This window comes from Geopsychrobacter electrodiphilus DSM 16401, from assembly GCF_000384395.1.
Lineage (GTDB): Bacteria > Desulfobacterota > Desulfuromonadia > Desulfuromonadales > Geopsychrobacteraceae > Geopsychrobacter > Geopsychrobacter electrodiphilus.
Genome location: NZ_ARWE01000001.1, coordinates 1,547,006 through 1,560,429, shown reverse-complemented (window position 1 = coordinate 1,560,429; position 13,424 = coordinate 1,547,006). Strand labels below are relative to the sequence as shown.

Here is a 13,424-nt window from a genome sequence, read left to right as displayed (position 1 = left end):
TTTTTAAGGAAAGTTCAAGCACCTGACGCTTCCTTTCAGGATACTACTTCACCATGCTTAAATCACCGCGTTCATACCTCTTCCTCAAAAGGTCAAGAACCCGGGAAAATTCTGAATTTTGAGGGGAAATCAGCTGAAGGGTGAGATATAAAACGAAAAAAAACCCGCCAGCCGGAGGTAGCCAACTGACGGGTTTCAAGGTCTAGGTTTTTCCCCCATCCCTTAGGGTCATAAAAGCATATCAGGAAATTAATTGTCAACTTTTTATTGGGAAACGCTCACAGGTCTACAATTACTTAAATTCTCCCTTAATGCTGATGGTAACAACCTTAAGCGGAATGTCAGCGCCACTTTTGGTCAACGCCTGCCGCACAATGGCGACCAGACCTGAACAACAAGGAACTTCCATAATCGCTACACTCAAGGACTTGATCCCGCCCTGCGCAAACATTTGAGAAAGTTTTTCGATATAGGCCTGCCCATCATCCAATTTTGGACAAGCGATGACCAGAGCCTTCTCTTTCAACATATCCTTATGAAAGTCAGCATAGGCAAAAGGTACACAGTCTGCAGCAATCAACAGATTGGCCCCCTGCAGAAACGGTGCTGTCGCTGGGATAAGATGCAGTTGAACAGGCCATTGACGCAGCTCGGAGGAGCGTTGCCCGCTGACATCAGATATTTCTGAACTTGCAGGAGCGACGGCTTTAACCTGCGCAGAGGGACAGCCACCGAAACTCTGCACGCGTGTCGATGGGCAACCGCCGGCCATCGCAGGTGCAACCGCGGCAGTTACATGATGGGGGGCCGGCGCACGGCAAAGCTCTTTCAGGTGATGGGTGACAGCTTCTTCGTCATAAGCATCAGCTTCTCGTTTCCCAATCGTAATCGCACCCTGTGGGCAATCACCAAGACATGCCCCGAGTCCGTCGCATAAGCTATCTGACAGCAGTTTCGCCTTGCCATTGATAATCTGAATCGCACCTTCGTCGCATGAAGGCACACAATCACCGCAGCCATTACATTTTGCTTCGTCAATATTGACCATTTCGCGTACTGCCATAATTTTTCTCCGTCAGCGTTTGTTGTTATTTGCAGGTTCATAGTGCAATAACTTTAAATATATATCCTTGATTCACATCAAAAAAAAAGCCCCAGGCAATGCCAGGGGCTTTTTTTAAAAACAACTGCAGGCATCAGCAATCGTAGTAAAGGGAGAACTCTTCTGGACAAGGACGCATCCGGACCGGATCAACTTCATGTGTACGCTTGTAACTGAGCCACATATCAATAACATCCTTGGTGAAGACATCACCCTTCAGCAAAAAGTCATGATCTGCTTCGAGGCAGTTCAGGGCTTCAGGCAGAGTCCCGGCGACGTGCGGGATATCCTTCATCTCTTCAGGCGACAGACCATAGAGATCTTTATCGATCGGCTGACCCGGATCGATCTTGTTCTCAATACCATCAAGACCGGCCATCAACAAGGCCGAGAAACAGAGGTACCCGTTGGCAGCCGGATCCGGGAAGCGGCACTCGACACGTTTCGCCTTATCGCTGTTGGTATTTGGAATCCGCAGCGCGGCAGAACGGTTGCGGTTTGAATAGGCCAGATTAACCGGAGCCTCATAACCAGGGACCAGCCGCTTGTAGCTATTGGTAGTCGGATTGGTGAAAGCATTCAGCGCCTTGGCATGCTTAACGATACCGCCGATAAAATAGAGCGCCATCTTGCTCAGGCCACCGTAGCCATCACCGGCAAAGAGGTTTTTGCCTTCTTTCCAGATCGACATATGGCAATGCATCCCTGAACCGTTATCGTTGAAGACCGGTTTCGGCATAAAGGTCACCGATTTGCCGTTACGGTAAGCAACGTTTTTGACGATGTACTTGAACCACTGCAGGGTGTCACCCATGTTCAACAGAGAATCGAAGCGCATGTCGATTTCGCACTGACCACCCGAAGCAACCTCATGGTGAACAGCCTCGATATGCATACCGACACTCTGCAGCACTTCAACCATTTCATTACGCAGATCAACCAGGCTGTCAGTCGGAGCACAGGGAAAATATCCGCCTTTGTGGGCGGGTTTATAGCCGAGGTTAGGAAACTCCTCGCGGCCAGTGTTCCAGGCACCCTCAACCGAATCGACACAATAGAACGATTCGTTGGCGCTTGATGCAAAACGAACATCGTCAAAAATGAAAAACTCTGGCTCGGGACCGATATACGCAGTGTCACCCATGCCGCTGGATTTCAGGTAGGCTTCCGCCTTTTGGGCAATATAACGCGGATCGCGGCTGTACCCCTCACGGGTGATCGGATCGGCGACGTTACAGATCAAGCTCAGGGTCGGAACCTCAATAAAGGGGTCTATCTTGGCAGTTTCAGGCTGGGGCATAAGCAGCATGTCGGACTGATGAATCGGCTGCCAGCCGCGAATTGAAGAACCGTCAAAACCGATCCCTTCTTCAAAAGTATCCTCACTGAGTTCTGCCATCGGAGTCGAAAAATGCTGCCAGACACCGACAAAGTCGAGGAACTTGTAATCAACCATTTTGCAGCCGTTATCTGCGGCAAACTTCAGTGCTTCTTTTCCTGTCATCTGATTCAATCTCCTTGGTTTCCTTGGTTAAAATTGTAACGGATCAGTATTAAAAGCGGGGTTAAAGTGCTTCCTCTCCCCGCTCTCCAGTCCGGATACGGACAACTTCGTCAATCGGGGTCACAAAAATCTTGCCATCACCGATGCGCCCAGTTCTGGCAGCGTCGGCAATGGTGTTGACCACCTGTTCAACGTTGTCATCACTGACGATAATTTCCATTTTTATCTTGGGAATAAAATCGACCACATACTCTGCACCGCGATAGAGTTCGGTATGCCCTTTCTGCCGGCCGAACCCCTTAACCTCGCTGACAGTAATACCCTGAATCCCAATCTCGTTGAGAGCTTCCTTAACTTCGTCGAGCTTGAACGGCTTAATAATAGCCTCAACCTTGCGCATTAGTTGTTTCCTCCCTACCTAGGTTAAACGGTTTCCAAATGGCGTCTTGTAAAATATTCCGGCAATCCAGCAATACCTGTTGCGGCAACAACGCAATATGTATGCCCAGAGATCAACCGGAAAGAACCGATATTTAAAGGCCTCATATTCGGGCTCTTTGGCGACAAAAGGTGTTATTGAGCGCTGGTCACCCTGAACAACACTGCCCAAGAAACAAACAGCATCTGACCCTGATGTCCAGAAAATAAGCAAACATCAAAACAGACCATCAACCCCGATCAAAAAAGGGACTTTTACTTGTCGCTGAGAGTGGCAGGCCATAAACAAGTGAGACCGATTTATCCAGCAGCTCCAGTTCAAGAACCGCCTTGCCAACTGAATACATGATGCGATTATCCACGCGCATATCTGCCGCACGACTCACGGCAGAACCGAGCGCAATACCAAGGTCTCCGACATTAAAACTGCAGCATCCTCCAGCGTCAAGCATGGTCCGGCAATCAGCAAAGCCACAGAAGCCACAGTGTGGAAGACCAAGCGGTTCCTTGCACGTGCCGATAAGTACCAGCAGTTCGACCGCATCGATATTGTCGGCATCACGTAGAAAAAACGGCAGGACACAGCGCTCGCCGATTTGACGCATGCGTTCTGCAATCAGCTTCTTTTCTGGTCCAGAAACTATTGCAGTTGTCAAAAGATCCTTCCCTCGTCCCTTGGGGGCTGTGCGAGCTGCAAGGCAGATCTGTCGCGCTGACTCCAGTAGGCCTTTTGATTCAATTTCGGTATTTAATTGCAACATCAAAAAATCTCCAGCATAGGGACAACAGAGACAAGCAGCGAATCAGAGGATCCATAATAGACATCCCGTTGGACAACTGCAAGCTTGACTCATTAAAAACGGGAGCTACTGGACATACATGGTCGATAAAATATAATGGAATTGAATCACAACCAAACGCTTTGATCAGCGTCCTTTTTGACCAAACCAAAATCAGATCAATCACGCACCAGCATGGTCAAGCTTTCAAGGTGCCAGGTATGCGGAAACATATCGACAGGTCTGCTTGCGACCAAATGGTACCCCCCCCGCTGGAGTTCATTGAGATCCCGCACCAGAGTCATTGGGTCGCAGGAAACGTAGAGAATTCGCGGCGCCTTTTGCGCAACCAGATCAGTGACAACCTCCCTGGCACCGCTACGTGGCGGATCGAGTATCACCAGATCAAAGCCAGCTGCTGCGCTGAAAGCCACATACGCTCCCGCGGCTGAGCGCGCGACAAATTCAATATTTTCGATCCGGTTGCGACGGGCGTTAACCGCCCCCTGCTTTACTGAACCAGCAAATTCCTCGACGGCAACTACCTGCGCCACTCGAGACGCGAAGGGCAAGCTGAAGTTCCCCATCCCACAATACAGATCAAGCACCCGCCAGTCAGGCTGGACATCTACCATACGCAACGCTTCAGCAACCATCCTGCGATTCTGTTCCAGATTAATCTGTGAAAAACCACCGGCTCCGTAAGAAAGTTCCAGTGCGGGACTGTCGACACTAAACGTCAATTCACGCGGGCCACCCAGATATTGCAAGGCAGATTTCCTCCCCTGCTGCACATAAAGCGAAAGCGATTGATTACTCAACAAGGGCTGCAGACACCGACTTAAACCTTTGAGGTCAGAGCCTGCGTAGTGCAGCACCAGACGAACATCCTCAGCGTCACCTGACTCCATATCGAGCTGTGAAATGTGCGCGGCGAAGGGAGTTTGTTGCAAAAGGCTTCGTACCACAGGCAACAACCGATTAAATAACGGCGCCGCTACCGGGCAGCTGTCTGTATCGACCACCTGATGACTGCCGGGACGAAAAAATCCGATTGCCAGCCTGGCATCTGAACGCAGCTCACACTTAAACTGCATGCGGCATCGATAATTCCAGATGGCCGGCGATTCCAGGATCGGCAAAATCAGCTCTTCCGCGACACCGGCCTGCCGGCGCAAGATGTCCCGAAAAATCCGGGTTTTGTACTCTAACTGCGCTGCGTAAGGAAGCATCTGCCACTGACAGCCACCGCATTCGCCAAAGACCGGACAACCCGGTTCGCAGCGCGTTGGCGACAGCCGATCAAAGTGCACGGCTTCGGCTTCGGCATAGCGTTTTTTTTCACGCAGCACCCGAACCCGGACCAGGTCACCAGGGACCGCACCGCGCACAAAGATTACGCGCCCGTCATAGCGGGCAACACCGTTCCCGCCAAAAGCGAGGGAATGGATCTCGAGCGGTCCGATCAGCCCTTCAGGCACGCCTAACCCCGACCTGCAGGGCGGAACTCATCAGCGTTAAAGTTGTTGGTCGCAAAGTAATCTTCGTTGGTTTCAGCCCGCCGGATCAGTTCAACACGTCCATCAGCGCGCAGCAGCAATTCCTTGGGCCGCAGACGTCCGTTATACTGAAAACCCATCGCATGTCCATGAGCGCCGGAGTCATGAATCACGAGCAGATCACCTTCGGCGATCTGCGGCAGTTCCCGCTGGACCGCGAACTTGTCATTGTTCTCACACAATGAACCGACCAGATCAATCACCTCGGTTGCGCGTTCATCACCACCGACAACCTCTACATGATGATAGGCATCGTACATCGCCGGTCGCATCAAGGATGACATGCAGGCATCAACCCCGACATATTTACGGTAGGTATTTTTATGGTTGATCGCACGGGTCACCAAGACGCCATGTGGGCCGGTCATGAAACGGCCGCTCTCCATAACCATTCGCGGCGCATACCCATGCTCGACCTTAAATTGAGCGAAGAGCGCAGTGATCTCCTGTGACATCGCCTGCAGATCGAGGGGTTTTTGCTCAGGACGATAAGGAATGCCAAAACCGCCGCCGATATTGACAAATTCAAAGCGGATGCCAAGTTCCTTCTCAACAACGGTGGAGAGCTCCAGTAACATCCGCGAGGTTTCAACCATGTAGGTGTAGTCGAGTTCATTCGAGGCAACCATGGTATGCAGACCGAAACGACAGGCCCCCAGCTTCTGTGCTCTGCGGTATGCTTCCACCAGCTGATCATGGGTTACCCCGTACTTGGCCTCGACCGGATTACCGATAATGATATTGCCAGTGCGGCGCGGACCGGGATTATATCGAAAACAGACCAGTTCAGGCATTTCCGGCACTTTCTCGAGCAACGAGATATCATCCAGATTCAGGATACAACCGCCGTCCTGCGCGGCGAAATTGAACTCTTCAAGGGTGGTATTATTCGAGGTGAACATAATCTGCTCGCCGCGCGCACCAGCGTTGCGGCTGAGAATCAACTCCGGAATCGAACTGCAGTCGAAACCAAAACCCATCTCCTGCATCAATTGAAGAATTTTGGGATTTGGTAACGCCTTGACCGCGTAATACTCCTGAAACCCTTCGATACCGGCAAATGCGCGCTTAAGCGCCTCACCTGTTTCGCGGATGCCAACTTCGTCATAAATATGAAAAGGGGTTCCGTAATGGGCGGCAATCTCCTCAATAACGGGCTCCAAGCGGACTTTGAAATCTTTTGACATCGGCATGAGACTGGCTCCTTATAGGTCAAGACTGATCTTGCGAGTTTCTTTGAGGGTATCAAGTACGACTCTGGCGCTGACATGACTGACACCATCGAGGGCACCGAAGTCATCGCGCAAACAACGCCCCAGATCCTCCAGGGACGTTAAGCGCAATTTGCAGAGGTAGTTACTGGTTCCACTGGTCTGAAAGACTTCCTGAGCACCGGGGATCGCCATGAGTTGTTGCCCGATATCGACTGCTCCGGAAGTCTGTAGTTCAACAAAAGCGGTTAATCCCTGGCCAAAATGGGCCGGGTCGAGACGTACCTCATACCCCTGAATAACCCCTTGCAACTCCAGCTTACGAATCCGCTCCAGGATCGCCGAGGGGGCCATGCCAACCTGACGGGCAACCTCGGCGTTGGGGATACGGGCTTTTTCCTGAAGAATCTCTAAAATCTTCAGATCAATATCGTCAAATATTCTCGAATCACTCATATACGCAGAATATTATTCTGCCCACAGGCCTGAAGTCAATAGGGTATGCACCTAAAAGCAAAGGCCAACGAATAAACAGTAAACATTTATTTTTTTCAAGCAGCAAGGCGGGCCAGCAGCACCTCGAAGAGACGTACGCTGGCGAAAAAAAATTCTTTAAAAGGGTGTTGAAGGAATGATGTGTAAGGTTTCGAAATATATACGAATTTAGAGCCTGCATGAACACAGGCTAAACCGCCGGTCATGAGTCGATCATCGAGCAGGGCGATCTGATTTGGCGCGTATTGTCCGACGGATGCAACTTTCATCAAGCCATCTGGATAGGGCTTTTTGCGTACACCGCTGATAAAAATGATGCTGGGGAACTGTCGCTTGAAATAGGCCAGACGCTCAGGAGATGGCTTGTTACTCAGGATATAAACATGACCGGAACCAAAAACTTCCAGAGCCTGGGCGAGTACCCTTTCTGTCTCTGGCAGCGGCGCTTGTGCCCCATGGGGAGCCAGGACGCCATCGAAATCGAACACCAGGGCGGCGATCCCAGAAGCCTTTAACGCGGCGAGATCGACCTCAGCCGTCCCCTGCCTGATTGCTCCAGCAAACAAACTGGCCAGAGCAAGACGCTGACGATGACCGGCAACCAGGCTGTAAAGGACATGATTCATCAGGATTCCGTAATCGGGGTCTAAGGCGTTTTTTTTCTGACCAGATAAAAGAGATACGCTGCGTAATCGAACAGGGACCACAGGGTGACGAGCAGAACAAACAGGGCGATATACGGGACAAGTTGGCTGAGGTTAAGATCAAATCGGCCCAAAAGTCCAATCAACAACAGCAGGAAAAACCCGACACCCTGAGCCCAGGCTTTGATCTTGCCTGACAGTCGTGAAGCCATGACGACATGCTCTTTCATGGCAAACAGACGGATATAGCTGACCGACACATCACGCAACGCCATCACGACCGGTAACCAGAGCGGCACCAGATGGACATAGGCCAACGCAAAGAACATGATGAGGCGGGCGATCGAATCAGTATAGGGGTCAAAAAACTTACCAAAATCACTGGTCAGTCCGTACTTCCGCGCCAGCATCCCATCGAACAGGTCAGTCAGTTCAGCCATGCAACCCAGAATAGCCGCAGCCAGGATTGTCCAGGCATTTAGACCGTAAACGGCAAAAACGCTCGCCAGAATGGCCGCCAGAAAAATGCGCGACGCGGTTAAAATCTGCAGATAGAGATAGCGGTGTTTTTGCATGGAACCCCGATTTGGATTGGTCAGAGAAGAATTCGGAGATAGTAACAGAAAATTTTCCAGCCGACCAGAGTTCGGGTGGCTGCGTGTAACTCGGGGATGGGAGGAGTTAAGTTCCGAGCGCAAAATTATGGCAAAGGTGAAAGATTAACCAGCAAACCAACGGTAAATAGACCCCCCCAACAGACCCAGCACCACTAACTCGAAAAAGACCAGCAGAAGACCGAACTTCCACTTCCCTTTGCGACCATGTAAACTTTGCGGCAGAATTTTTTCAAAATCTGTCGCCATATGTTGCCGAGCCTCGGCAAAAACGGATAATTGGGGTTTCTTTTGGCTTTTCTTCCCCTTAGTCATATTTCTTATCGCCGGTCTCTGTCTTTTTCATCAGCCCGACAATCAAGGCCGCAAAAGGACCGATCAGGACTCCGATCAGCATCCATAAATAGACATTACGCCCCTTGCCTTTTGCCATAGAGGCCGCCGCGGCACCAAACACAACCCAAACCAGAATAAGTTGTTCCATGACCACTCCTTATGCGTAAAACTTCGAAACCGTCGAATACTACCAGAGTTAAAGTTTGAGATCAGCTTCACCCTGACAGAGTTTGGCGCGCAATGCATTGACATCCGGATTTATCAGATACTCATCAAAGTTCATGACCCGATCGATCACACCACCCGAGGTCAATTCAATAATACGGGTCGCAATCGTAGAGACAAACTTTTGGTCGTGCGAGGTAAAAAGGATCACTTCGGAAAATTCCATCAGGCTGTTATTAAGTGCCGTAATCGATTCGAGGTCCAGGTGATTGGTCGGCTCATCAAAAATCAGCACATTGGCGCTGGTCAGCATCATGCGCGCCAGCATGCAACGGACCTTTTCGCCACCGCTCAGCACATTGGTCATCTTGGTCGCTTCATCCCCTGAAAAAAGCATCCGCCCCAAAAATCCGCGGGCAAAATTTTCACCCTCATGCGGTGGATACTGACAGAGCCACTCGATCAAGCTCAGGTCATTGGCAAAATAGCTGCTGTTCTCTTTAGGAAAGTAGGAGCTGGTGATCGTTATACCCCAGCGACAAGTTCCGCTGTCCGGTTTGAGGTCCCCCGCCAAAATCTGCAACAAAGTCGTCTTGGCCAGGCTGTTGCCACCAACGAAGGCAATCTTCTCGCCCTTGCTCACAGTCAGATCAAAATTGTCGAGAATCTTGATCCCACCGATACTTTTGGTCAGACCCTTCACTTCGAGGATAATATCGCCGCAGGGGCGTTCGGGCTTGAAGAGCACGAAGGGGTATTTGCGCGAAGAGACCGGCATCTCCTCGATCTCCAGCTTATCAAGCAGCTTTTTGCGCGAGGTTGCCTGTTTGGCCTTGGACGCGTTGGAGCTGAAGCGTGCAATAAATTCTTTCAGTTCATTGGCCTTGTCACTGGTCTTGCGGTTCGCATCCTGTTTCTGCTTCAGCACCAACTGACTCGCCTCGTACCAGAAATCATAGTTCCCGACATAGGCGCGGATGGTGCCAAAATCGATGTCGGCAATATGGGTGCAGGCCTGATTCAAAAAATGCCGGTCGTGAGAGACCACGATCACGGTGTTCTGGAAACGACCAAGAAATTCTTCGAGCCATTGAATCGATTTCAGGTCCAGGTGGTTGGTCGGCTCATCGAGCAACAGAATATCCGGATTGCCAAAAAGGGCCTGCGCCAGGAGAACCCGAACTTTTTCTCCTCCTTCGAGCTCTTTCATCTTCTTCTGTCGCAGATCTTCGCCGATCCCCAGGCCGTTCAGCAGGACCGCCGCTTCAGATTCGACATCGTAGCCGTTCATCTCGGAGAACTCGGCTTCAAGCTCACCAGAGCGGACACCATCTTCTTCGGTGAACTCTCCTTTGGCATAAATTGCCTCGCGCTCGACCATCACCTCATAGAGCCGCTTGTGACCCATAATCACTGTGTTGAAGACCGTTTCATCATCAAACGCAAACTGATCCTGGCGCAAGACGGCCAGACGCAGTCCCTTGGCGATCGCGACCTCGCCCTTGTCGGGTTCGGTATCTCCAGCCAGTATCTTAAGAAAGGTCGATTTCCCGGCACCGTTGGCACCGATCAGACCGTAGCAGTTGCCTGGCGTGAATTTGATATTAACGTTCTTAAAAATGGTCCGTTTGCCATAAGCAAGACAGATATTTGATGCACTGATCATGGGTCAATCATCCCTTAAACCTGATTTTCGGAAAATAAAAGACCACAGGGCCAAACCCCGTGGTCTTCGCACCATCAAGCTATATCACTGATCCCCTGGCCCAGGCAACGCTTTTTGCTGATGATCGCCCGGCACCAAAAATTCTATATTTATAAGGGCAGGCGGAAAGTCAGCCTCGACCCTTGACCCAAGGTACTTTCAATCCAGATAAAACCTCCATGCGCCTCAATGATCCCCTTACAGAGGGTCAGGCCAAGACCGAGTCCACTCACCGCGGTATTAGCTGTATCTGCACGGTAGAATTTATCGAATGCCCTGGCAACCTGTTCAGACGTCATCCCGATCCCCTTGTCTGTAATGGACACCTCCAGCCAGCCATCGACGACTCGGCCTTCGACCTGAATAGTCCCTCCGGCAGGCGAATACTTAACCGCGTTGCTGAGCAGATTGTCGAACACCCGTTGCATTTTCGCCTGATCAACCCTCAATTCAAGGCACTCCAGCGGGCAAATGACATCAAACTGATGCTGACGGGTCTCCTTCTGAAAGTGACCAACAATCTGCTTGACCATGACGATCATCTCACAAGGTTGACTATCCAGAACAAGCGTCCTGCCAGTTTCAATCCGCCCCAGATCAAGCAACTCTTCAATGATCTTCTCCAGTATCTCGCTTTTCTGAACAATGTAACCCAAATACTCTTCGCGTTGCGCCTGAGTAAAAGCCTGTGCATCCTGCTCAGCTAACAGGAGCTCGGCATAGCCGAGGATCGTGGTTAACGGAGTACGCAGCTCATGAGCAGCGATAGCGATAAATTCGCTCTTCAGCTGATCTAGCGCTCGCTCGCGCGTGACGTCACGCAGAATTGCCACTGTGCCGCCGATGCTTTGATCACTCCGATAGACAGGGGCCGTATGTACCAGCAGTGTGCGAGTTTCTCCGCACCCGGATCCGGAAAGAGCAAGTTCCAGGGAGTTCTCCGCAAGCAAATTGCGCAGGAGCTTTCCAAGCTGCACCGCGAACGTCTTCCCCTGCAGCGCGGTCTCAAAGGGAAGCCCGCAGGCTTCACTGAAGTGAATGTCGAGCAGCTCCTCGGCCGACTGGTTGATCAAAACCACCCTGTTTTCCAGATCGGTGACGATCAAGCCGTCAGCGACCGAGAGCAGGATGGCGTCAAGGTTGTCGCGACTTGCTTCTGCGGCATGAAAAGCTCCCTGTAACGCGTCCTCAGCTCGGTGTCGCTCAATTCCGACAGCAATCGTATCGGCTACCGACGCGATCGAAGCCTGAACGGTAGCGGTAATGGGTTTTTTAGAAAAGAACCCCGTGACCCCGACCAGTCGCTCCTTAACTACCAGCGGATATCCGGCGAAGCCAACGATCCCTTCCTGACAGATCCATTCCTGATCAGTAAACAACGGATCACCCATCAGATTATTGCTCAAGATCGGTCGACGGTCGCGGGCGATGAGACCAACTTTCGATTCACCGATCCGCTTGTGACAATGACGGCCATCGATCCGGGTATAGAGCCCGGCACTCGCCCGGAGCTCCAGCAGTTCGGGATCATTCTCGCTCACAATCCAGATCCGGCCGAATACCGTCTCTGTGTGCTCGACCAGCGCCTGGGTACAGGCCTGCAGAGTCCCGTGCAGATCACCGCCACGGGTCAAAATTCGACCAATCTCAGCCCCCAGAGATGCGAGGCGAGCTCGCTCGGCAAGCGCGATAGCAGCTTTGCGCCGTATAGCGATCATCGTACTCAACAGAACGAGGCTGCAGCACAACAGGAATAAAATAACCATGCCGGCCCAGAACTGCCACTTATGAAGACGGTAAAAAGATACCGGTTGATTGATAAAAATGCTTCCAGCCGGCAGACGATCCTGCGGGATAGAGAAACGCCGCAGTTCGTTGGCATCAAACATATAGCGGTTCCCACCCGCTTGAATGACCGGAAGGTTATCAGGGCTTTCGCCCGCAAGGATCTGCAGACCAAGAACAGCAGCGAGATCCCCCTGAGCCTGGGAACTGGTAATATAACCACCGACGATCCCCTGACCGAGAAAAAAATCCCAGACCCCGTAAATCGGTACGACCGTGTGATCATGCACCTGCCGGGCACTCTCGGCGTAACTGAGAACCTCGCCCGAGCTCTTTCTCAAGACACTGGCGAGTAAAACGACTTGACCCTTTTTGAGCTGCCCGAGCGCAACGATAAGTTTTTCGAGGGGACGGTCATTCCAGAACCGGATAGGCAGGGTCTCAGACAGATGCGCTTTCAGGCGATGCAGACCCCGATCGATTTCACGACCAGTCTCGGTTTGGGTTTCACCGATCAGGATCAGCTCGCGTGTTGCAGGCTGAAGCCTCAGGGCCAATTTAATGGTCTCATCGAAGGACGGAAATTCTCCGACGCCGGTTATACCGCCAAGACCTGCAATCATCTGCGGAGTAAAACCGTTGACGCCACAAAATACGATCGGGACCCCCGCAAATAGATCATTCCGGTGACGACGAACAAAACTGAAAGCATCGTTGTCCGAGGTCAGGACCAGATCGAAATGGAGCCCGGCCAGTTTTCGTGGCAGCACGCCTTCCACATAGGTGGATAAATATTCAGACCCGGGATATCTCTTGGTATCAAGATATTCGACGTGCAGTGAGAGCCCCGGATGGTGTTTAAGCAGTCGATCCTGCATCGCGGCCATAATGCCGTCTGTCCACCGCAGCCCCGGATGGTAGGAGTGAAGGATCAGAACCTGTCCAGTATCGGCGGCACAGACAACTGTTCCGCCGAGCAGACCGCACAAAACCGCGAGGATGAATAATCTGCGGGTCGTCACCCAAAAGGAGACCGGACTGAAGTTGCTTTCTGCCCCCATGAATCCGACTCCTGACGCACAAAGTG

At 51.6% G+C, this 13,424-nt stretch carries 13 protein-coding genes; all 13 read right to left on the bottom strand.

Translation table 11 applies throughout. From position 1 onward, the window contains the following. Nucleotides 1–292 precede the first annotated feature (292 nt). The 13 genes from D888_RS0107435 to D888_RS22975 all read right to left on the bottom strand — a co-directional run bounded on the left by D888_RS0107435 (nucleotide 293) and on the right by D888_RS22975 (nucleotide 13,398). Complete coding sequence (locus tag D888_RS0107435) at nucleotides 293–1,063, bottom strand: ATP-binding protein (protein WP_020675923.1); 771 nt, start codon at nucleotides 1,061–1,063, stop codon at nucleotides 293–295. 133 nt (nucleotides 1,064–1,196) lie between these two features. Further along, a complete protein-coding gene (glnA, locus tag D888_RS0107430; RefSeq protein WP_020675922.1) occupies nucleotides 1,197–2,606 on the bottom strand; it encodes a type I glutamate--ammonia ligase in 1,410 nt (469 codons plus the stop codon). Nucleotides 2,607–2,667: 61 nt separating this feature from the next. After that, nucleotides 2,668–3,006: a P-II family nitrogen regulator gene (locus D888_RS0107425; protein ID WP_020675921.1), complete on the bottom strand. Its 339-nt coding sequence runs from the start codon at nucleotides 3,004–3,006 to the stop codon at nucleotides 2,668–2,670. 268 nt (nucleotides 3,007–3,274) lie between these two features. Next, a complete protein-coding gene (locus tag D888_RS0107420; RefSeq protein WP_245554998.1) occupies nucleotides 3,275–3,700 on the bottom strand; it encodes a ferredoxin domain-containing protein in 426 nt (141 codons plus the stop codon). 302 nt (nucleotides 3,701–4,002) lie between these two features. After that, a complete protein-coding gene (locus tag D888_RS0107415; RefSeq protein ID WP_020675919.1) occupies nucleotides 4,003–5,304 on the bottom strand; it encodes a class I SAM-dependent RNA methyltransferase in 1,302 nt (433 codons plus the stop codon). A gap of 2 nt (nucleotides 5,305–5,306) precedes the next feature. Beyond that, complete coding sequence (gene lysA / locus D888_RS0107410; protein WP_020675918.1) at nucleotides 5,307–6,575, bottom strand: diaminopimelate decarboxylase; 1,269 nt, start codon at nucleotides 6,573–6,575, stop codon at nucleotides 5,307–5,309. Between the two features lie 12 nt (nucleotides 6,576–6,587). Then, nucleotides 6,588–7,049 (bottom strand): Lrp/AsnC family transcriptional regulator, encoded by a 462-nt coding sequence (locus tag D888_RS0107405; protein ID WP_020675917.1) that lies wholly within the window; start codon nucleotides 7,047–7,049, stop codon nucleotides 6,588–6,590. 95 nt (nucleotides 7,050–7,144) lie between these two features. Beyond that, nucleotides 7,145–7,714, bottom strand: coding sequence for a hypothetical protein (locus D888_RS0107400; protein WP_020675916.1), 570 nt, complete (start codon nucleotides 7,712–7,714; stop codon nucleotides 7,145–7,147). 20 nt (nucleotides 7,715–7,734) lie between these two features. Next, nucleotides 7,735–8,307: a CDP-alcohol phosphatidyltransferase family protein gene (locus D888_RS0107395; protein WP_020675915.1), complete on the bottom strand. Its 573-nt coding sequence runs from the start codon at nucleotides 8,305–8,307 to the stop codon at nucleotides 7,735–7,737. Between the two features lie 144 nt (nucleotides 8,308–8,451). Beyond that, a complete protein-coding gene (locus D888_RS0107390; protein ID WP_156826963.1) occupies nucleotides 8,452–8,595 on the bottom strand; it encodes a hypothetical protein in 144 nt (47 codons plus the stop codon). A 58-nt stretch (nucleotides 8,596–8,653) separates the two neighbouring features. Further along, on the bottom strand, nucleotides 8,654–8,830 hold the full coding sequence (locus tag D888_RS23955) for a hypothetical protein (protein WP_020675913.1): 177 nt from the start codon (nucleotides 8,828–8,830) through the stop codon (nucleotides 8,654–8,656). Between the two features lie 48 nt (nucleotides 8,831–8,878). Then, entirely contained in the window at nucleotides 8,879–10,513 is a 1,635-nt protein-coding gene (locus D888_RS0107380; RefSeq protein WP_020675912.1) for an ABC-F family ATP-binding cassette domain-containing protein, read from the bottom strand. Between the two features lie 149 nt (nucleotides 10,514–10,662). Beyond that, a complete protein-coding gene (locus D888_RS22975; RefSeq protein WP_020675911.1) occupies nucleotides 10,663–13,398 on the bottom strand; it encodes an ATP-binding protein in 2,736 nt (911 codons plus the stop codon). Nucleotides 13,399–13,424: the final 26 nt, after the last annotated feature.

Bases quoted from the DNA above. Each gene is read 5' to 3' on its own strand.
- D888_RS0107435 (WP_020675923.1), bottom strand. From the start codon at position 1,063: ATGGCAGTACGCGAAATGGTCAATATTGACGAAGCAAAATGTAATGGC.
- glnA (WP_020675922.1), bottom strand. From the start codon at position 2,606: ATGACAGGAAAAGAAGCACTGAAGTTTGCCGCAGATAACGGCTGCAAA.
- D888_RS0107425 (WP_020675921.1), bottom strand. From the start codon at position 3,006: ATGCGCAAGGTTGAGGCTATTATTAAGCCGTTCAAGCTCGACGAAGTT.
- lysA (WP_020675918.1), bottom strand. From the start codon at position 6,575: ATGCCGATGTCAAAAGATTTCAAAGTCCGCTTGGAGCCCGTTATTGAG.
- D888_RS0107405 (WP_020675917.1), bottom strand. From the start codon at position 7,049: ATGAGTGATTCGAGAATATTTGACGATATTGATCTGAAGATTTTAGAG.
- D888_RS0107400 (WP_020675916.1), bottom strand. From the start codon at position 7,714: ATGAATCATGTCCTTTACAGCCTGGTTGCCGGTCATCGTCAGCGTCTT.
- D888_RS0107395 (WP_020675915.1), bottom strand. From the start codon at position 8,307: ATGCAAAAACACCGCTATCTCTATCTGCAGATTTTAACCGCGTCGCGC.
- D888_RS0107390 (WP_156826963.1), bottom strand. From the start codon at position 8,595: ATGGCGACAGATTTTGAAAAAATTCTGCCGCAAAGTTTACATGGTCGC.
- D888_RS23955 (WP_020675913.1), bottom strand. From the start codon at position 8,830: ATGGAACAACTTATTCTGGTTTGGGTTGTGTTTGGTGCCGCGGCGGCC.
- D888_RS0107380 (WP_020675912.1), bottom strand. From the start codon at position 10,513: ATGATCAGTGCATCAAATATCTGTCTTGCTTATGGCAAACGGACCATT.
- D888_RS22975 (WP_020675911.1), bottom strand. From the start codon at position 13,398: ATGGGGGCAGAAAGCAACTTCAGTCCGGTCTCCTTTTGGGTGACGACC.